Origin of the sequence: Sphingopyxis sp. (genome assembly GCF_965227415.1) — a bacterium.
Lineage (GTDB): Bacteria > Pseudomonadota > Alphaproteobacteria > Sphingomonadales > Sphingomonadaceae > Sphingopyxis.
Genome location: NZ_OZ245749.1, coordinates 935,249 through 953,882 on the forward strand (window position 1 = coordinate 935,249; position 18,634 = coordinate 953,882).

The window sequence follows — 18,634 nt, forward strand, 5'->3', positions numbered from 1 at the left end:
GAGGGGGCAAGGTCATTCGGTGGCAAGCCCCTCCCGTCGCGAAGCGATGGGGAGGATTATCAGGTCAGAACGGCAGCTTGAAACCCGGCGGGAGCGGCAGGCCGCTCGTCATTCTGCCCATTTCCTCGTTGCTGACCCGATCGGCCTTTTCACGAGCGTCGTTGAAGGCCGCGGCGAGCAGATCTTCGAGCATCTGCTTGTCATTGGGGACCATCAGACTGTCGTCGATGTGGATCGATTTGATCCGGCCCTTCGCGCTCGCAAGAATCTTGACCAGACCGCCGCCCGACACGCCTTCGACCTCGACGCTGTCGAGCTTCGCCTGCGCTTCCTGCATCTGCGCCTGAACGGTGGCGGCGGCTTCCTGCGCCGCCTTCATCATTTCTTCGATCGATTTCATGACTGGGACCTATGTTGATTGTTATCGTCTTCGACAAGCCTTGCGTCCGGAAACGCGGCCAGAGCCGCCTTCACGACGGGCAATTCGCGGATTCGCGCCTCGTTGTCGGCAAGCTTGGCGGCGCGCATCTGGCCGAGGCTGGGGCGACCCTCGCCCTCGCCCGCGCGGACTTGCCAGCGGCTGCCGGTCGCGTTCAGAAGGGCATCGCCGAGTGCGCGCCCGAAACCCGCGTCGAGCGCCGGCACAGCGGCGTAGACGAGCAGGCCGGGTTCGAGCTCCAAAAGTTTGACGTCGTCATAAACTTGCCGCGCAAGCTGATGATTACCGGTATTTTCGAGAAGCTGCTGAATCTGCGCAATGGTGAGCGCGGAGACCGGTGGCGCGGGGTTGGCCAACGCGGGATTTGCGGATGCGGGATTGGCCGATGCGACCGGATCGGCCGCCATGCTTTCCTGCCCGGCGGCGACGGCGGGAGCCGCTAGCGGCATGGTCGGCACACCGCCCGATTCCAGCAGCCTTGCCAACTCGCCGGGATCGGGGAGCGACGCGGCATAGATGACGCGCAGCAGCAGCATTTCGAGATGCTCGACCGGGTTGTTCGCGCGAAGAACCTCGTCATGGCCCTTGAGAAGCAGCTGCCAAAGACGGTTGAGCGGCGCAAAGCCTAGCTTTTGTGCCCAGTCGCCGATGCGTTCGCGGTCGCTCGCGGCAAGCGCAGGGTCGTCGTGACGCGCCACTTTTGCCAGCGTCACCGCATGCGTCAGGTCCATCAACCCGCGCACCATCGCGACAGGTTCGATCCCCAGCGCATATTGCGCGCGGGCCAGGTCGATCGCGCCGCCGCTGTCGCCTTCGAGGATCGTCGCCATCAGTTGCGCAATCGCGCTGCGGTCGGACAGGCCGAGCATCGTGCGCACCTGATCGGCGCCGATCATCCCGCCGCCGGCGCCTCCAGCCTCGAGATCGGCGTGCGCGATCGCCTGGTCGAGGATCGAGAGTCCGTCGCGCACCGATCCTTCGGCAGCGTTGGCGATCAGCCAGATCGCCGGCGCTTCGGCCTCGACGCCTTCCTTTTGCAGAATCGAGCTGAAATGCGCGAACAGCATATCGGGCGTGATGCGGCGAAGGTCGAAACGCTGGCAACGCGACAAGACTGTTACCGGCACCTTGTTGACTTCGGTGGTCGCAAACAGGAATTTGACGTGCGGCGGCGGCTCTTCGAGCGTTTTCAGAAGCGCATTGAAGGCGTTGCGCGACAGCATATGCACTTCGTCGATGATGTAGATCTTGTAGCGCGCCGACACCGCAGCATAGCGCACCGCCTCGATAATCTCGCGCACATCGTCGACGCCGGTGTTCGACGCGGCGTCCATCTCGATCACATCGATATGGCGGCCTTCGGTGATCGCACGGCATGGTTCGCAGATCCCGCACGGGTCGATCGTCGGCCCGCCCTGCCCGTCGGGACCGATGCAGTTCAGCGCCTTGGCAATCAGGCGCGCGGTCGACGTCTTGCCGACCCCGCGCACGCCGGTCATCAGGAACGCATGCGCCAGCCGGTCGCGCGCAATCGCGTTGCCAAGCGTCTTCACCATCGCATCCTGCCCGATCAGCTCGGTGAAGGTTTGCGGGCGATATTTGCGGGCCAGAACGCGGTATGGGCCGCTCGACGCCGGCGGAGCGGTCGCGGGCAGGTCCATTCCCAGCATCGGGATATCGTCGTCGGCGGAATCGCTCATGCGCTTCGTATTAGGGACGGCCGGGGCGCTTGTCGAAGGGGAAAGCGGGGGTTCCCATATCTCGTCATGCTGAACTTGTTTCAGGGTGACGAAACCAGAGAGACAGATGAGGGTGGGAGCCGGAACGACCCGCAGCAAATTCGTTGCGGCTGCTTCCTTCCGGACCTGACCGGGTTGGCGAAGACTGCGTCCGCCCGACTCCCGGCGCGCATATGGCGGGGACCGGCGCGAAAATCAAGCGCGGTCAGGGATCGCGTTCGGCCACGGCCTTCAGATAGGCATGGATGGCGGCGATTTCGGCGTCGGTGAAATGGCTGTAGCGTCCCCGCGCGACTTCGCCCATCAGCCCCAGCTTGCGTTCGCCCGCCGGAACGCCGGTGCGGAGCAGGCGGGCAAAGTCCCCGGATTCGTAGGACGCGGCGATCCGGATGTCGGGCCGTTCGGCCTTGACGGGCCCGCTCTTCCCGCCGCGCAGGTTCATTTCGTGGCATTCGGCGCAGGTGGCGCGGACCATATAGCGCGCGAGGCGATGCTGCGGCCCTGCGTCGGGCGGCCACGCCTTGCCCTCGCGCTCGACCTTGACGGCGGATGAGTAATAGGTGCCCTTCGCCATCTCGGCCTTCAGGATCGGGCCGAAAGTCGGGGGCGGATGCGCCGCGCCCTTGGCCGGACGGCTGCGGATATAGGCGATCAGCGCCGCCATGTCGGCGTCGGCGAGCTGCGTGAAGAGGTTCGACGGCATATCCCAGAGCGGCGTGCCGTCGGGCTTTTTCCCGCTGCGAATGACACTTTCCAGCTGCGCGTCGCTATAGCCCGCCGCCGCGACGGTCAGGTTGGCGGTCCACAGGCGGCCATAGCCGTCCTCGCTCCAGTCCTGGCCGGCCAGATCCTTGCCGTGGCACCCCGAGCAGCCGAGGACGATCGCGAGGCGCTCGCCATGCTTGACGCGATCGGGCGACAGTTTCGCAAAGGCGACGGGCGGATCGCGTTTTTCCGCAGGCGTACCGCACGCCCCGAGCAGCGCCAGTGTCGATGCCAATACTGATGATGCCCGTACCGAAAAGGCCAATCCCCGCATTGCCCCTCCTCTCCCGATCAAGACGCGCCGACGTCTTCTGCGATTGCCGGTAGTATCAGCGCGGTCCCTGCATATTGCGGCTTTCGGGCGGAATATGCACGGTCAAACCGTCGAGGTCGCCGGTCAGCACGATCTGGCACGACAGGCGGCTCGTGCGGCGCACCCCCGCGGCGAGGTCGAGCATATCTTCCTCCATCTCGCTGGCTTCGGGCAAGCGGCCGAAATCCTCCTTGTCGACAATGACATGGCAGGTCGCAAGCGGCCGAAATCCTCCTTGTCGACAATGACATGGCAGGTCGAGCAGGCCATCTGTCCCTCGCACGTTCCCTCCAGCGGCATCATATGGGCTTGCGCAACGTCGAGCAGGATCGAGCCCGGTTCAGCCTCGACCTCTGTGCGTCCCTTGCCGTCGGCGTGAATGAAGGTGACGCGCATCAATTCACTCCCTGAAGGCGCGCGGCCTCCCTGATCGCGGCCAGACCCTCGCGCAGGTCAAGCTCGCTGGTATACCGTCCCCAGCCGAGGCGGATCGAGGCGCGCGCGTCGGCTTCGCTCACCCCCATCGCGCGCAGCACATGGCTGACCTTGCCCGACCCGCTGCCGCACGCGCTGCCGAGCGAGAAAGCGATGTTGCGGGCGTCCGACATCAGGCGGAGCCCGTTCACGCCTTCGCGCCGGACGTTGAGATTGCCCCGATAGCGCGGGCTGGCGGCGCCGTTGAGCATCCATTCGGGGAGCAGGTCCATCGCGAGCGACCAGAGGCGCTCGACATGCGCGCCGTCGGCATCGAAACGTTCGGCCGCGAGCGCCGCCGCAGCGCCGAAGCCGGCGCAGAGTGCCGGCGACACGGTGCCCGAACGCATCCCCTGCTCCTGCGCGCCGCCGAACATCAGCGGATCAAGGTCGATGCCGTCGCGAACCCACAGCGCGCCGATGCCCTTTGGCCCGTGGATCTTGTGCGCCGAAAGCGCGATCAGGTCGGCGCTGTCGGGAATCGCGACGCGGCCATAGCCCTGCACCGCGTCGCAGAGCAGCAAGCTGCCCTTGGCATGCGCGGCCGCCGCGAAATCGGCGACGGGCTGGATCGTCCCGACCTCGTTGTTGACCAGCATCGTCGCGACGATGCCATTGTCCGGAATCAATGCATCGTCGGTTGGAAGCGCGAGCCCCGCGCTATCGACCGGCAGGATCGCGGCATTCAATCGTTCGAGGCATTGCAGCGAAGCGGGGTGTTCGATGCTGAGCCCCGCGACGCCGCCCGGCCTGGCTTTCGCGCCGCTGAACAGCGCCCAGTTGAGCGCCTCGGTCGCGCCCGAGGTAAAGAAGACGCGCCCGCCCTTCGGCAGCAGAGCCGCGACCTGATCGCGCGCGACTTCGACAGCGGCAGCGGCGGCGCGCCCGGCCTTGTGCGTGCTCGACGGGTTCGCAAAACCACCGCCGCCAAAGTCATCGGCGCCCGGCCCCCCCAGCCAGCGCATCATCGCCTCGCGCGCTTCGGGAGCGAGCGGCGTCGTGGCCTGATAATCGAGGTAGATCATCGCCGGCATTTGCCTGCTAATCCTGCCGGTGTCGAGCGATGCTCTTCGGCTATCGTCATCCCGGACTTGATCCGGTATCCACTATTCCGGCGCTGCTGGCATGGATCCCGGATCAAGTCCGGGATGACGAAGAGAGACCGATCACTCCCCCTATTGCGAGCGATTCGCAAAAGTTGCAACTTGCTACGCATTTTCTATATAGGCGCCATCTTCGCTCCGCCACCCGCCAACCGGCGATTCGCGCCGGAGCTCAAAAAGATAAGAGGTGTTCCCATGCCCGACGTGATTTTCCCCGGCCCTGAGGGCCGCATCGAAGGTCGATTCTCGCCGCCGCCGCGCCCGCGCGCGCCGGTCGCGCTGATCCTTCACCCGCATCCGCAGGGCGGCGGCACGATGAACGACCGCATCACGCAGGCGATGTACAAGAGCTTCGTCGCGCGCGGCTTTGCCGTGCTGCGCTTCAACTTTCGCGGCGTCGGCCGCAGCCAGGGCACGTTCGACAACGGTATCGGCGAACTGAGCGATGCCGCCTCGGCGCTCGACTGGGTCCAGTCGATCCATCCCGAAGCGCAGACCACCTGGATCGCGGGCTTCAGCTTTGGCGCGTGGATCGGCATGCAGCTGTTGATGCGCCGCCCCGAAATCCGCGGCTTCCTGTCGGTCGCGCCGCCGGCGAACATGTACGACTTCAGCTTTCTGGCGCCCTGCCCCTCGTCGGGCATCATCGTCGCGGGCGGGCAGGACGAGATCGTCCCCCCCGCCGCGATCCAGAAACTCGTCGACAAGCTGCGCACGCAAAAGGGCATCACGATCCATCACGACGAGATCCCGCGCGCGAACCATTTCTTCGAGCATGAGCTCGACCAGTTGATGAAGTCGCTCGATAACTATCTGGATATGCGGCTCGCACCCGATTCGCCGATCCGCTGACCTTGGGGTCCTCCCCCCGCGTGGGGAGGACGTCATGTCATGTCGTCGGCACCAGCCAGATCGCGACATTGGCGAACATCACCAGCGCCGCGACGAGCATCAGCAGCGCGCGCTTGCGGTCGCCCATGCGAAAGACATAGGCTGCACCGGCGGTCAGGACGACCCCGGTCAGCATCAGCACGGAAATGATCGTGTCGGACATCGCGCCGCCTTATCGTCGGCGTCACAAATTTGCCACCTCGCTTATGGCCAAGGGCGACGGCTTCGCCTAAAGCGCGCTCATCGATTCCCTTTGACCTTTCGGGAGCCGCGCCATGCGCATCGCGATCGCCTCTGACCATGCCGCTTACGAGCTGAAGGCCGTGCTCGCCGACTGGCTGCGCGGAGAAGGCTATGAGGTCGCCGACCTCGGCCCCGACAGCACCGACAGCGTCGACTATCCCGATTATGGCTATGCGCTGGCCGAAGCGATCGCCGACGGGCGCGCGACCCGCGGCATCGCGCTTTGCGGATCGGGTATCGGGATCTCGATCTCGGTCAATCGCAACCCCGCCTGCCGCTGCGCGCGCGTCGATGAGCCGCTTTCGGCATCGCTCGCCCGCCAGCACAATGATGCCAACGTCATCGCGCTGGGCGCGCGCCTGACCGGCATCGACATGGCGAAGGCGTGCGTAACCGCCTTTCTCGCCACCGAATTCGAAGGCGGCCGCCACGCGCGGCGCGTCGACAAGCTTTCCAATCCGCCCCAACTGGAGACCAGCCGATGACGACAGACACGCTCGACAAGCCCATCAAATCGGCCGGCTATTTCACCGATGGCGTTGCCGCCACCGACCCCGCTGTCGCCGCGGCGATGAAGCACGAGATGGATCGCGAACAATATCAGATCGAACTGATCGCGTCGGAAAACATCGTCTCGAAAGCGGTGCTTGAAGCGCAAGGGTCGGTCTTCACCAACAAATATGCCGAGGGCTATCCGGGCAAACGCTATTATCAGGGCTGCGCGCCGTCGGACGAGGTCGAGACGCTGGCAATCGACCGCGCCAAGCAGCTGTTCGACTGCGGCTATGCCAATGTCCAGCCGCACTCGGGCGCGCAGGCGAACGGCGCGGTGATGCTCGCGCTGTCAAAGCCCGGCGCGACGATCCTGGGCATGAGCCTGGACGCTGGCGGCCACCTGACGCACGGCGCGCCGCCCGCGATGTCGGGCAAATGGTTCAATGCCGTGCAATATGGCGTGCGCGCCGACGACCATCTCGTCGATTTCGATCAGGTCGAGGCGCTGGCGAAAGAGCATCGCCCGTCGTTGATCATCGCGGGCGGTTCGGCCTATCCGCGCACGCTCGACTTCGCGCGCTTCCGCGCCATCGCCGATGATGTCGGCGCGCTGCTGATGGTCGACATGGCGCATTTTGCGGGTCTGGTCGCGGGCGGCGCGCATCCGTCGCCGATGGAGCATGCCCATGTCGTCACCACGACGACGCACAAGACGCTGCGCGGCCCGCGCGGCGGCATGATCCTGACCAATGACGAGGCGATCGCCAAGCGCATCAATTCGGCGGTTTTCCCTGGCCTCCAGGGCGGTCCGCTGATGCACGTCATCGCCGCGAAGGCGGTCGCTTTCGGCGAAGCGCTGCGTCCCGAGTTCAAGGATTATGCCAAGGCGACGATCGCCAACGCGCAGGCGCTCGCGAACCGGCTGAAGGCACGCGGCGCCGACGTCGTCGCGGGCGGCACCGACACGCACCTCGCGCTGATCGACCTTCGTCCGCTCGGCATCACCGGCCGCGACGCCGACGAAGCGCTCGAACGCAGCGCAATCACCTGCAACAAGAACGGCGTCCCCTTCGATCCGCTGCCGCCGGTCAAGACCAGCGGCATTCGCGTCGGTTCGCCCGCGGGCACCACGCGCGGCTTTGGCATCGCCGAGTTCGAGGCCATCGGCGACATGGTCGCCGACGTGCTCGAAGCGCTGCGCGAAAAGGGTGAGCATGGCGACGCCGATGTCGAGGCGGATGTGCGGGGCCGCGTCCGCGCGCTCTGCGAACGCTTCCCCATCTATCAGGGATAAGAGCGATGGCACGGCAGAGCCCAGAAGAACCGACGCTGGTCGAAACGACGATCGAAGAGGTCAAGGCGATGGGCAAGCAGGGGCTGGCCCATCCGTCGACCAAGCCGGTGCTGACCGGCGGCGCGATCGGCGCCGTCGCGGGCATATTGCTGCCGGTCGTGACATGGCCGGTGGGCCTGTTCGCTGGAGCTGCGATCGCACTCTATAGTCGGGTGAAACGCTAAGGGTCCAAACTCGATGGCGGCATCGTCGAGGTTTGAAGCAAAATGGCCCAGCGCGAGGAGAGAAGACGCAGTAATATGTCAATATTTCAAGGCCTCTCGACGAAGCGATGGGCCATTTTGATCAAATCGCTTCGGGACGCCCAAATAGCTTCCATCGCGGCCCGAAAGCCGCTTGGAAAGGCAACCAGCCTTCCCGGCGCGTCTTTCGGCCCGAGCTGTTCGCCATTTGGGCGCCTCGGCGATGCTGCCATCGAGTTTGGACCCTAACCATGCGTTGCCCCTATTGCGGACATGAAGACAGCCAGGTGAAGGACAGCCGTCCGACCGAGGACGGCGCGGCGATCCGCCGCCGGCGCCAGTGCGAGGATTGCGGCGCGCGCTTCACGACGTTCGAGCGCATTCAGCTGCGCGAAGTCGCGGTGCTCAAGGCAGGCGGCGGACGCGAACCCTTTGACCGCGAGAAACTGATGCGCAGTGTCCAGATCGCCTGTCGCAAACGCCCGATCGACGGCGCGCGGATCGAACGGCTGGTGTCGGGAATCCAGCGCCAGCTCGAAACCTCGGGCGACAATGAAGTGCAAGCGGCGCAGATCGGCGCAATGGTGATGGAAGCGCTGAAGGGCTTCGACAATGTCGCCTATATCCGCTTCGCCAGCGTCTATCGCGACTTCACCGAAGCCAAGGATTTCGAGGAGTTTGCATCGTCGATCACCGAGGCGGCGAAGAAGGGCGGATCCTGAAATCCACATGACTTTCTGGGCCTATATGCTTCGCTGCCGCGACGGCAGCTATTATGTCGGACATACCGACGATCTGGAAATGCGCGTCGGACAGCATCAGTCCGGAGAGATTCCAGGCTACACGGCAACAAGGCATCCCGTGGAACTGGCCTGGAGCGCGGAGTTTTCGACACAGGCCGATGCGCTTGAAGCGGAACGCCAGATCAAGGGCTGGTCACGAGCGAAGAAGGAAGCATTGATCCGCGGAGATTGGCCGGCGATTCGCCGACTGGCCAGCCGTGCCAGGGTGCTTCGAGACGAAACAGAGACTTCGCCAAGCTCAGTCTCCGTTCCTGCTCAGGACGAACGCAATTCCTTGTCTTCCGCTTGTCCCGAAGAGCGACCGAGCCCCGGCGAAGGCGCGTCTCGACGGGGCCCTGTCATCGTCCTTGTCCGGCCACAGCTTGGCGAGAATATCGGCAAGGCGGCGCGCGCGATGTTGAATTTCGGGTTGACCGACCTGCGGCTTGTTGCCCCCCGCGACGGCTGGCCGAATCCCGACGCGGGTCCGGCCGCGGCGGGCGCCGACATCGTGCTTGCATCGGCCGAGGTTTTCGATTCGCTGGCCGACGCCGTCGCCGATTGCACGCATATCTATGCGACTACCGTGCGCAAGCGCGGGGTCACCAAACCGGTGTTCACGCCCGAAGCTGCCGCGAAGCAGGTGCACGCCGCCGCGGGCCGCTCGGCCTATGTTTTCGGACCCGAACGTTCGGGGCTGGAAACCGACGACGTCGCGGTCGCGCACAGCATCGTCACGGTGCCGATCAATCCCGAATTCGGATCGCTCAACCTGGCGCAGGCGGTCATCCTGATCGCCTATGAATGGTCGAAAGGCATAGCGCTGGCCAGCCCGCCCGACGTTCCGCTCGAGCCGCCTGCGCCGCATGCCGAGATGGAGGAGTTGATCCAGCATCTTGTCCGTGACCTCGATGCCGCCGGCTATTTCTTTCCGGCCGGCCGTACCGAAGCGACGCTTCGCACGTTGCGGACCACGCTCACCAAGACCGGCTGGTCGCACAATGACATCCGGATGCTGCACGGCATCATTACGATACTTGGCAGAGAGCCGCGATCACGATAATTGACGCGCTCCCTCCCTGGAGTCTCCACAGCAATGTTTTCCCTGCTTATTTCCCTGGCCCTTTCGGCCGCCGCCCCCGAAGCCGCCACGTCGCAACCGACGGGCGAAACCACCGCCGTGCCCGAAAAGGCCAAGCCCAAGCTGATCTGCCGCCGCATCGCCGACACCGGCAGCCGCTTTTCCGAGCGCGAATGCCGCACGCAGGAAGACTGGAATCGTCAGGCCGATTCGACCAGCAAGCGGATGGGCGACGCCAAGAATTGACAATCGGACGGCGCCATGCTGCAATGCAGCATGTCGACCGCCGAACCGATGATCTCAATCGGTCGGCGATCCCCAGGAGTTTGATTTAGATGATGAGCCTATTTCTTTCGCTGGCGCTTGCGGCGGCGGGATCCGACGCCGGGCAGCCTGCCAAGCCCGCCAAACCCAAAAAGGTTTGCGAAAGGGTCGAAATGTCGGGGAGCAATATCCCCAAGCGCGTGTGCCGGACGGTCGTCGAACCGACTCAACCCAAAGACGAAGCCAGCGCCGAGCCGAACAAGCCGTCGACCGGCGCGACCAACTGATCGCATCAGCTCCCGGCGCGCAGGCGATCCCAGCGGGTCGTTTCATAAGCGATCGACTGCTCGACAAGCTCGTCCCACACCGCACGTAGTCGCGCGGGCTCCAGCCCCGCGGCCGCGGCTTCCTGTGCGACATTGTCGAGCACCTCGGCCTTGCGCGCTTCGTCGCGCACGCTGTCGCGGTCGGTCTTGATGCGCGCGGCAGCGTCCATGTAAGCGAAGCGGTGCACGAGCAGCGCGACCAGCTCGCGGTCGACCTGATCGACCCCGGCGCGCACGTCGGTCATCGTCTCGCATTGATCGGGACGTTTCGGGTCGGGAAGTTTGGCGGCGGTCATGCGCGCTGCCTTTAGCGGCTTTTTTTGTGCTGTCGAGGGATGGCCCGTTCGGGGGCCTGAACGCTTGACTTTGCCGCCTTCGCCGTCTAACCGCGCGCCTTCGCAATGGACCCCGCACCCCGGTGAAGCGGCGGTCGCATATGGCTCAGCCCATATGGTGCGACCCGGGAATCGCCGAAATTTCTCGGCACACAGCAAGTTGGAGACGACATATGTCGAAGCGCCAAAGCGCCAAGTATAAACTCGACCGCCGGATGGGTGAAAACATCTGGGGTCGCCCGAAGAGCCCGGTCAACCGCCGCGAATATGGCCCCGGCCAGCACGGCCAGCGCCGCAAGGGCAAGATGTCGGATTTCGGCATCCAGCTCCGCGCGAAGCAGAAGCTGAAGGGCTATTACGGCGACATCACCGAGAAGCAGTTCAAGAAGAATTATTTCGAAGCATCGCGCATGAAGGGCGACACCGGCCAGAATCTGATCGGCCTGCTCGAGCGTCGCCTCGACGCCGTCGTCTATCGCTCGAAGTTCACCCCGACGATCTTCTCGGCGCGCCAGCTCGTCAGCCACGGTCACGTCTATGTGAACGGCGTGAAGTGCAACGTCGCGAGCCGTCTCGTGAAGCCGGGCGACGAAGTCACCCTGGGCAAGAAGGCGCAGGAAATGGCGCTGGTTGCCGAAGCGCAGAGCCTGCCCGAGCGTGACCTGCCCGAATATCTGTCGGTTGACGGCACCAAGTCGACCTATGTCCGCGTCCCGACGCTCGACGAAGTCCCCTATCCGGTGAAGATGGAACCGAACCTGGTCGTCGAATTCTATTCGCGCTGATCGAGTTCGCTATCGAATTCAAAGGGGGCGGTCCGGAAACGGGCCGCCCCTTTTCGATTCAATGCGGCAGAAACTGCGTGATCCGCGCCAACATCGCGGCTCGCGCGTCGCTATCGTTCAAATTGTGCGCAAGTCCGGGATATTCGATCAGTTCGACTTTGCGCCCGGCTCCGGTCAACGCGCCCCGCATGATGCGGGCCTGATCGATATCGACATTCTGGTCGAGCGTGCCGTGGAACATCAGCACAGGCGCCTGAATGCGGCCCGCATTCTGCGCCGGCGATCCTTCGCGGATGTGCGGGCCCGAGCCGATGAAATCGCGCGTGATCGTACCGCTGATGTAGCGGGCACTTTCGTCCTTCATCTTGCCAAGGTCGGTCACCGGCGCAATGGCGACGATCGACTTGAACAGATCGGGCGCCAATACGCCCGACTGCAATGCCGCATAGCCACCATAGGACCAGCCGACGATCGACAGCTTCGCCGGATCGGCACCTTCGGACAGAATCCAGCGGCCGGCGTCGGTCACGTCGCCGATCGCAGTCTTCCACGACTGGAAACCGTTGTTCTGATACCATTGGTCGCCATAGCCCGATGATCCGCGATAATTGGGCTGAACGACCGCGAAGCCCGAGTGGGCGAAATATTGCGCGAGCCAGTCGAACCCCCATTCGTCGCGTGTCGACGGTCCGCCGTGCGGCATGACGATGGCGGCGAGCCCCTTCGCATCGGTTCGTCCGGGCGGCAGCGTCAGATAGCCGGGGATCATGGTGCCATCGGCGGCCGGATAGCGAACGGCCTTCACCGGCGACAATGTCTGCCCTGCCAGTAGCGGGCGCTCATCCAGTAACGGGCGAAGCTGTTTTGCGGCCGGCGTGTACCGATAATAACGGCCGGGATCGACGTCCGAGCCGGCCCAGACAAGCCACTGCGATTCATCGGCCGATGCGTCGATGAAATAGACATCGCGCCCGCCGAGCGCCCGCGACAGCGACTTTGCCATCGCCGCGACGTTCGGATCGGTCGTCACCATCTGGCGGCGGTCGGTCGCATAGGTGACGCCGACGACGCGCTGGTCGCGGCCGACGCGGACCAGGTCGTCAACATCGACTTCGGGATGGCGATAGAGGGTTTCGCCCTTCCCGGTTCCGTCGAGGTTGACCGCAAGCACGGCCTGGCGCCCGTCGATCTTGCCGAAACCGATCGCCCGATTGGTCGCGGCATCGATCGCCCAGGGATCGAAACCCTCGCGCGAGAGGATGTCGAACGACGACAAGGACTGCCAGTCGCCACCGTTCGCCGGTTTGAACAGATAGCGCACGACGCTGCTCAGATTGCCGGTGCGTCCCTCCATCGGCTGGGTGCCCATGATGCGGACCTTGCCTTTGCCGTCGGTAATATACTCTCTCGCATCGCGGCGCGGCTTTTCGACCGGCTTCGCCGAACCGGCAGTGACGTCCATCAAGTCGACGCCCATCCCCTCCTCGTCCTTCGTGATCAGCGACGCGCTGTAGCGGTTGGCTTCGGGGACATAGCTGCGCATCACGAGCACGCTGTTCGCCGGCCCTGGCTGCCAGTCGATGATCGAACCGCCGCGGAAATCGAAACTGAGCGCCTTGTCGCTTCGCCGGGTGCTCAGCGTCTTCACATTGCCTCCCGTCGCGTCGACGCCCAGCAACGAGGTGAAGCCGAAGATTGTGTCTCCCAGCTTCTGTCGTCCGCCGATCTGGCAGACGATCCGCGCATCGGTCGCCCACCGGCACCATTGCAACATCTCGGGATCGCCGCTCGCGCGGAGGATCCGGCGCGGCGCGGCCCCATCGGCGATCTCGACAACGAACAGATCGTTTGCCTGTCCCTTGTTCGGCGCGACGAAGGCGATCCGCTGCCCGTCGGGCGACAGGCTGACCTGCGTGATCCCGCCGAGCGTTCCAAAACGCCGCGCGGCGTCGTCGGTTTGCGCCTGTGCCGCGCTCGCCATCAGTCCGGCACTCAACAACCACAGAAAGCGACCCTGCATCCCCTATCTCCCTGTTATCCGGTCCCGTTCCCTGACTGCTTAACCGGTGTCGCGCGATTGCCAAGAGCGAAGATGTTCCGTTCCCAACCGGCGCTTGCACGCCCGGCATCGGGCTGGCAGAAGCCCGGTCGCCCGCACTGTAACTTTCCAAGGAAATTCCATGCTTCGCTTCCCCCGAACCGCCGCGGCTTTCGCGGTCCTGCTTTCCGTTGCCGCATGTGGCGGCGCCGACAAGGCGGCCGCGCCCGATACGGCCGCGCTTCCCGACGTCCAGTTCCCCGAGCTGTCGCTCAAGACGCTTCAGGATGTGACGAAGGAATTGTCGTCGGACGCCTATGAAGGCCGCGCGCCCGGCACCGCCGGCGAGGAAAAGACCGTCGCTTTTCTGATCAAGAAATTCGAGGAAGCGGGGCTGAAGCCCGGCAACAATGGCAAGTGGACGCAGGACGTCCCGCTGGTAGAGATCACGACCAAGAATGCCACGCCGCTGACCTTTGCGGGCGGCAAGGCGCCGGTCACGCTGCAATATGCGAAGGACTTTGTCGCGTTCAGCTATCGTGTGCAGCCGAAGACCGATATCAAGGACAGCGACGTCGTGTTCGTCGGCTATGGCATCAACGCCCCCGAAAAGGGCTGGAACGACTATGCCGGGCTCGACGTGAAGGGGAAGACCGTCGTCATTCTCGTCAACGATCCCGACTGGCAGACCAAGGAAGCCAAGGGCGAATTCAACGGCCGCGCGATGACCTATTATGGCCGCTGGACATATAAATATGAGGAAGCGGCGCGTCAGGGTGCTGCTGCCGCGCTGATCGTCCACGACACCGAACCCGCCGCTTATGGCTGGAACGTCGTCGAATCGAGCAACACCGGCGCCAATTATCTGGCCGAGAGCAAGGATGGCGGCGCCGACCAGACCGCGGCGAACGGCTGGATCCAGCTCGGCAAGGCGAAGGAGCTTTTTGCCAGCGCGGGCCAGGACTTCGACAAGCTGCGCGCCGAGGCCGGCAAAAAGGGCTTCAAGGGCGTCGCGCTGACCGGCGTGAAGGCAAACTTCGCCTTCGACAACGAGATTGCGAAGAAGATGTCGCGCAACGTCGTCGGCGTGCTTCCGGGCAGCAAGCGCGCGGACGAATATGTCCTCTACACCGGCCATTGGGACCACCTCGGCCGCTGTACGCCCGTGAATGGCGACGACATCTGCAACGGCGCGGTCGACAATGCGAGCGGCATCGCTGGTCTCGTCACACTGGCAGAGGCCTATAAAAAGGCCGGCGCACCCGAACGCAGCGTCGTCTTCCTTGCGGTGACGGGCGAAGAATCGGGCCTGCTCGGTTCGGCCTATTATGCCGCGAACCCGGTCTTCCCGCTCGCGCAGACGGTGGGCGGCGTGAACATGGACTCGCTCAATCCCAACGGCCCGGCAAGGGATATTGTCGTCGTCGGGCGCGGCAAGTCGCAGCTGGACCTGTATCTGGAAAAGATCGCCAAGGCCGCGAACGTCGCGATCGTCGACGAGCCGACCCCCGAGAAGGGCTTCTATTACCGCTCCGATCACTTCAGCTTCGCGAAGCTCGGCGTGCCCTTCTTCAACTTCGGCGCGGGCGACGACCTGGTCGAGGGCGGCAAGGATGCGGGCGTGAAGGCGCACGAGGATTATGAGAAGAACCGCTATCACGCACCGGCCGACGAATATGCTGCGATCAAGAATTGGGACGGCATGCTCGCCGACCTGAAGCTTTACTATGCTGCCGGCCGCATGCTCGCATCGACCGATGCATGGCCGAACTGGAACGATGGCGACGAGTTCCGCGCCGCGCGCGACAAGTCGCGTCCCGCGAAGTGACCGGAAGGCGCCCATGACGCAAAAAATGCCTGCCGAATGGGCGCCGCACGTCGCCGTATGGATCGGCTTTCCGCATATGGCGGAGGAATGGTCGAGCCAGATCGACGCGGCGCGGCGCGATGTCGCCGCCTTCGCCAACGCCGTCCATGACGGAGGCCGCGGCGAGAAGGTGCATCTTCTCGTTCGCGACCATGACAATGCCGATATCGCCGAAGCGCTGGTCGATGAAGGCGTGCAGTTGTTCGTCGCTCCCTTCGGCGACATCTGGCTTCGCGATACGGGCCCGATCATCGTCGGCACCGGCGCCCAGCGTGAAGCGCGCAATTTCGATTTCAACTGGTGGGGCAACAAATTCGTGATGCCCGGCGACCGCGAGATCGGGGCGATCCTGGCCGCGCACGCGGATCTGCCGACGCAGCATCTTGACTGGGTGCTCGAGGGCGGCGGCATCGACGTCGATGGCGCAGGCCTGTGCGTCACGACCGAGGAATGCCTGCTCAACCCCAACCGCAACCTGGCGCTGACGCGCGAGGATATTGCCGTGCGGCTGCACCAGTCGCTCGGGATCGAGCGCCTGCTGTGGCTCGGCAACGGGCTGGTCGGCGATCATACCGACGGCCATGTCGACAATCTGGCGCGTTTCGTTGGCGAAGGGCGGCTGGCGATTCCGGTCGCGGCGGACAGCGATGATCCCAACGCCCCTATCTATGCCGATGCGCGCGCGCGCGCTGCCGCTTTTGGCGGAGTCGAGATCGTCGACCTCCCCTCGCCCGGCCGCGTCGAAGTCGACGGCGAGCTCGCGGCCGCGAGCTATATGAACTTCTACATCGGCAACAGCGTCGTGGTGGTGCCGACCTATGGCGTCGCGAACGATCAGGCCGCGGTGGATGCCCTCGCCGCATTCTTCCCCGATCGCCGCGCGGTGGGTGTACCCGCGCGCGGCATCATCGTCGGCGGCGGCAGCTTCCATTGCTCGAGCCAGCAGCTTCCGGCATAGGGACCCGCATGACCCGCACGATCACCGTCGCTGCGCTGCAGCTTCCCCTGCCTGGCCCCGCCGCGCCAAACATCGACGCCGTCACGGCGCTTGTCGAGCAAGCGGCGGGCAAAGGCGCGCAGGTCGTCCTGCCGCCCGAGCTGTTCGAGGGGCCCTATTTCTGTCAGGTCGAGGATGAAGCGCTGTTCGCGAGCGCGCGCCCGACCGCCGAGCATCCCAGCGTCCTCGCCATGCAGGCGCTCGCCGCGAAGCTGAAGGTCGCGATCCCGACGAGCTATTTCGAGAAGGACGGGCCGCATTATTACAACACGCTCGCGATGATCGGCCCCGACGGCGACATCATGGGGACGTATCGCAAGAGCCACATTCCCGACGGCCCCGGCTATGAAGAGAAATATTATTTCCGCCCCGGCAACACCGGTTTCAAGGTCTGGGATGTGTTCGGCGCGCGGATCGGCGTCGGGGTCTGCTGGGACCAATGGTATCCCGAATGCGCGCGCGCGATGGCGTTGATGGGCGCCGAGCTGCTGTTTTATCCGACCGCGATCGGATCGGAGCCTTATGACGCCGATCTCGACACCAGCCGGATGTGGCGCCGTGCGATGCAGGGGCATGCGGTGTCGAACTGCATGCCGGTGATCGCCGCGAACCGCATCGGCACCGAAGCCGATGCCAGTTTCTATGGCCACAGCTTCATCACCGACGAATGGGGCGACATGACGCAGGCGTTCGGCGCGGCCGAGACCGGCGTGCTGGTCGAAACGATCGACCTCGACCGCGCGGCGAAGCACCGCGCCGGCATGGGCTTTTTCCGCGACCGCCGGCCGCAGCTTTACGGACGGCTCGTCGAAGACATCTGAACCAGCTTGGGGGCGAGCATGGAATTACCCGACGATATTTTCACCGAACCCGAAGACGTCGATCCCGAAACGCTGGCTAATCTCGGCCCGCTGCGGCGACTGGCCGGCATCTGGGAAGGCCAGCGCGGCGTCGACATCAACCCCAAGGCCGACGGCCCGGAAACGCGCCAATATTACGAGCGGATCGAGATGCAGCCGATCGACCCGCAGGCGAACGGGCCGCAGCTTTTATATGGTCTGCGCTATCATCTCCACGTCAACACGCGCGAGGAAGACATCACCTTCCATGATCAGGTCGGCTATTGGCTGTACGAAGCCGCGACGGGACTGATCCTGCAGACGCTGGCGATCCCGCGCGGGCAGATCGCGATCGCGTCGGGGCATGCCGAACCCGACGCGAAGCGGCTTGTCGTCAAGGCGGAGCGCGGGCAGACCGAATATGGCATCTGTTCGACGACGTTCCTCGACCTCGCCTTTCGGACCGACAGCTATCAACTGACGGTCGACTTTCACGACGACGGGTCGTGGAGCTATGTTTCCGACACGATGCTGGTCGTCAAAGGCCGCGACGAGCCTTTCCTGCACCGCGACCGGAACAAGCTGAAAAAGATCGCCGAACCCGACCTCAACCCCTGGGCCAGGATCGTCAAGGGCGCCGCCTGAGCGTCAGTTCTGGAAGTGGCGAATGCTTTCGAGATCGGCGCGGTCGAGCGGCTGTGTCAGCCATAGCCCGCCGCGATTTCCCCGCGCCCACCGCACGATCGCCTTGCGGCGGATGCCGCTTGCAAGCACGAGGTCGAGTTCCTTGCCGACCTCGAAATGGCCCTCGTGGATGAAGCCCGCACCGCTCTGCGACAGGTCGACCAGTTCGATGCTGCTTGTGCCTTCGTCGGTGACGACCTGCGCCTGGGTGTGCACGGGCAGCCGCGGCTGGCGATAGCCGCTCGCGCGCTGTTCGGCGGCAAGACGCTTCAGCACGTCGGCAACATCGACCTCTTCGTCGAACGCCACGCCGCAGCGACCGCCTTCGGACCAGACGACCGTACCGCGGACGGCAACGGCATCGGACAGCGCGACCTCGAGCACTTCGCCGACGGCAACGGGGACGTCCGCCGCCAGCATCATTCCGCGATCCGACATATTGCGCACGCGCCACAGACCGACGTCGCCGTCGCGCTTCACTTTCGCGATGCGCCAGACGGTGCGATAGCGATCGGCGACGCGACGATCGCTGTCCGGGCCGGGAACCGGCTGAGGCGGCTGGAGCGGCTGCGGCGCTGCACTGGGAGCATGCGGATTCGTCATGCCATCCTCATGTGGAACAGCGCCGGGCGAACGGG

At 64.6% G+C, this 18,634-nt stretch carries 21 protein-coding genes, 1 other RNA gene and 2 pseudogenes; 14 read left to right on the plus strand and 10 right to left on the minus strand.

What is annotated here, in order from left to right; genetic code table 11:
- Positions 1–64 precede the first annotated feature (64 nt).
- The 6 genes and pseudogenes from ACO055_RS04495 to ACO055_RS04520 all read right to left on the minus strand — a co-directional run bounded on the left by ACO055_RS04495 (position 65) and on the right by ACO055_RS04520 (position 4,755).
- Entirely contained in the window at positions 65–400 is a 336-nt protein-coding gene (locus ACO055_RS04495) for a YbaB/EbfC family nucleoid-associated protein (RefSeq protein WP_422061407.1), read from the minus strand.
- Positions 397–2,100 carry a DNA polymerase III subunit gamma/tau gene (locus ACO055_RS04500; protein ID WP_422062414.1) on the minus strand — a complete coding sequence of 568 codons (1,704 nt, stop codon included), beginning with the start codon at positions 2,098–2,100 and terminating at the stop codon, positions 397–399. The genes ACO055_RS04495 and ACO055_RS04500 overlap by 4 nt, the downstream gene beginning before the upstream one ends.
- A 147-nt stretch (positions 2,101–2,247) precedes the next feature.
- An RNA gene (ffs, locus tag ACO055_RS04505) (signal recognition particle sRNA small type) lies at positions 2,248–2,345 on the minus strand.
- 38 nt (positions 2,346–2,383) lie between these two features.
- Positions 2,384–3,217, minus strand: coding sequence for a c-type cytochrome (locus ACO055_RS04510; protein ID WP_422061408.1), 834 nt, complete (start codon positions 3,215–3,217; stop codon positions 2,384–2,386).
- 55 nt (positions 3,218–3,272) lie between these two features.
- Positions 3,273–3,652, minus strand: a pseudogene (locus ACO055_RS04515) (2Fe-2S iron-sulfur cluster-binding protein).
- A complete protein-coding gene (locus ACO055_RS04520) occupies positions 3,652–4,755 on the minus strand; it encodes a cysteine desulfurase family protein (protein ID WP_422061409.1) in 1,104 nt (367 codons plus the stop codon). The pseudogene ACO055_RS04515 and the gene ACO055_RS04520 overlap by 1 nt, the downstream one beginning before the upstream one ends.
- Positions 4,756–5,028: 273 nt before the next feature.
- On the opposite strand from ACO055_RS04520, the gene ACO055_RS04525 reads away from it, so the two are divergent.
- The gene (locus tag ACO055_RS04525) at positions 5,029–5,685 is read left to right on the plus strand and encodes an alpha/beta hydrolase (RefSeq protein WP_422061410.1); all 657 of its coding nucleotides are present in this window, start codon (positions 5,029–5,031) and stop codon (positions 5,683–5,685) included.
- A gap of 37 nt (positions 5,686–5,722) precedes the next feature.
- Here the strand turns inward: ACO055_RS04525 and ACO055_RS04530 are convergent, their stop codons facing one another.
- Entirely contained in the window at positions 5,723–5,887 is a 165-nt protein-coding gene (locus ACO055_RS04530; RefSeq protein WP_422061411.1) for a hypothetical protein, read from the minus strand.
- Positions 5,888–5,999: 112 nt separating this feature from the next.
- Here ACO055_RS04530 and rpiB point away from each other — a divergent pair, with 112 nt between their 5' ends.
- The 8 genes and pseudogenes from rpiB to ACO055_RS04570 all read left to right on the plus strand — a co-directional run bounded on the left by rpiB (position 6,000) and on the right by ACO055_RS04570 (position 10,412).
- Entirely contained in the window at positions 6,000–6,452 is a 453-nt protein-coding gene (gene rpiB, locus ACO055_RS04535) for a ribose 5-phosphate isomerase B (RefSeq protein WP_422061412.1), read from the plus strand.
- On the plus strand, positions 6,449–7,756 hold the full coding sequence (gene glyA, locus ACO055_RS04540; RefSeq protein ID WP_422061413.1) for a serine hydroxymethyltransferase: 1,308 nt from the start codon (positions 6,449–6,451) through the stop codon (positions 7,754–7,756). Before rpiB ends, glyA begins: the two co-directional genes overlap by 4 nt.
- A gap of 5 nt (positions 7,757–7,761) precedes the next feature.
- On the plus strand, positions 7,762–7,980 hold the full coding sequence (locus tag ACO055_RS04545) for a hypothetical protein (RefSeq protein ID WP_422061414.1): 219 nt from the start codon (positions 7,762–7,764) through the stop codon (positions 7,978–7,980).
- Between the two features lie 269 nt (positions 7,981–8,249).
- Entirely contained in the window at positions 8,250–8,720 is a 471-nt protein-coding gene (gene nrdR / locus ACO055_RS04550) for a transcriptional regulator NrdR (protein ID WP_422061415.1), read from the plus strand.
- 25 nt (positions 8,721–8,745) lie between these two features.
- Positions 8,746–8,889 (plus strand): annotated as a pseudogene (locus tag ACO055_RS04555) (GIY-YIG nuclease family protein); the annotation flags it as partial.
- A gap of 306 nt (positions 8,890–9,195) precedes the next feature.
- Positions 9,196–9,843, plus strand: coding sequence for an RNA methyltransferase (locus tag ACO055_RS04560; protein ID WP_422062415.1), 648 nt, complete (start codon positions 9,196–9,198; stop codon positions 9,841–9,843).
- Positions 9,844–9,876: 33 nt separating this feature from the next.
- Complete coding sequence (locus tag ACO055_RS04565; RefSeq protein ID WP_422061416.1) at positions 9,877–10,107, plus strand: hypothetical protein; 231 nt, start codon at positions 9,877–9,879, stop codon at positions 10,105–10,107.
- A 92-nt stretch (positions 10,108–10,199) separates the two neighbouring features.
- Complete coding sequence (locus tag ACO055_RS04570) at positions 10,200–10,412, plus strand: hypothetical protein (protein WP_422061417.1); 213 nt, start codon at positions 10,200–10,202, stop codon at positions 10,410–10,412.
- A 5-nt stretch (positions 10,413–10,417) separates the two neighbouring features.
- Here ACO055_RS04570 and ACO055_RS04575 read toward each other — a convergent pair whose 3' ends face one another.
- Positions 10,418–10,747: a chorismate mutase gene (locus ACO055_RS04575; RefSeq protein WP_422061418.1), complete on the minus strand. Its 330-nt coding sequence runs from the start codon at positions 10,745–10,747 to the stop codon at positions 10,418–10,420.
- A gap of 212 nt (positions 10,748–10,959) precedes the next feature.
- Between ACO055_RS04575 and rpsD the strand changes: the two genes are divergently transcribed.
- Entirely contained in the window at positions 10,960–11,571 is a 612-nt protein-coding gene (rpsD, locus tag ACO055_RS04580; protein WP_037510385.1) for a 30S ribosomal protein S4, read from the plus strand.
- A 58-nt stretch (positions 11,572–11,629) separates the two neighbouring features.
- Here rpsD and ACO055_RS04585 read toward each other — a convergent pair whose 3' ends face one another.
- Complete coding sequence (locus ACO055_RS04585; RefSeq protein ID WP_422061419.1) at positions 11,630–13,591, minus strand: alpha/beta fold hydrolase; 1,962 nt, start codon at positions 13,589–13,591, stop codon at positions 11,630–11,632.
- A gap of 160 nt (positions 13,592–13,751) precedes the next feature.
- On the opposite strand from ACO055_RS04585, the gene ACO055_RS04590 reads away from it, so the two are divergent.
- Genes ACO055_RS04590 through ACO055_RS04605 form a run of 4 tightly spaced genes read left to right on the plus strand, consistent with a single transcriptional unit; the run spans position 13,752 to position 17,957 of the window.
- Positions 13,752–15,437, plus strand: a complete 1,686-nt coding sequence (locus ACO055_RS04590) for a M28 family metallopeptidase (protein WP_422061420.1) — start codon at positions 13,752–13,754, stop codon at positions 15,435–15,437.
- Between the two features lie 13 nt (positions 15,438–15,450).
- Positions 15,451–16,434: an agmatine deiminase family protein gene (locus ACO055_RS04595; protein WP_422061421.1), complete on the plus strand. Its 984-nt coding sequence runs from the start codon at positions 15,451–15,453 to the stop codon at positions 16,432–16,434.
- Between the two features lie 8 nt (positions 16,435–16,442).
- The gene (aguB, locus tag ACO055_RS04600; RefSeq protein ID WP_422061422.1) at positions 16,443–17,294 is read left to right on the plus strand and encodes an N-carbamoylputrescine amidase; all 852 of its coding nucleotides are present in this window, start codon (positions 16,443–16,445) and stop codon (positions 17,292–17,294) included.
- Positions 17,295–17,312: 18 nt separating this feature from the next.
- Positions 17,313–17,957 carry an FABP family protein gene (locus tag ACO055_RS04605; protein WP_422061423.1) on the plus strand — a complete coding sequence of 215 codons (645 nt, stop codon included), beginning with the start codon at positions 17,313–17,315 and terminating at the stop codon, positions 17,955–17,957.
- A gap of 3 nt (positions 17,958–17,960) precedes the next feature.
- Here ACO055_RS04605 and ACO055_RS04610 read toward each other — a convergent pair whose 3' ends face one another.
- Positions 17,961–18,599 (minus strand): PilZ domain-containing protein, encoded by a 639-nt coding sequence (locus ACO055_RS04610; RefSeq protein WP_422061424.1) that lies wholly within the window; start codon positions 18,597–18,599, stop codon positions 17,961–17,963.
- Between the last annotated feature and the right edge of the window lie 35 nt (positions 18,600–18,634).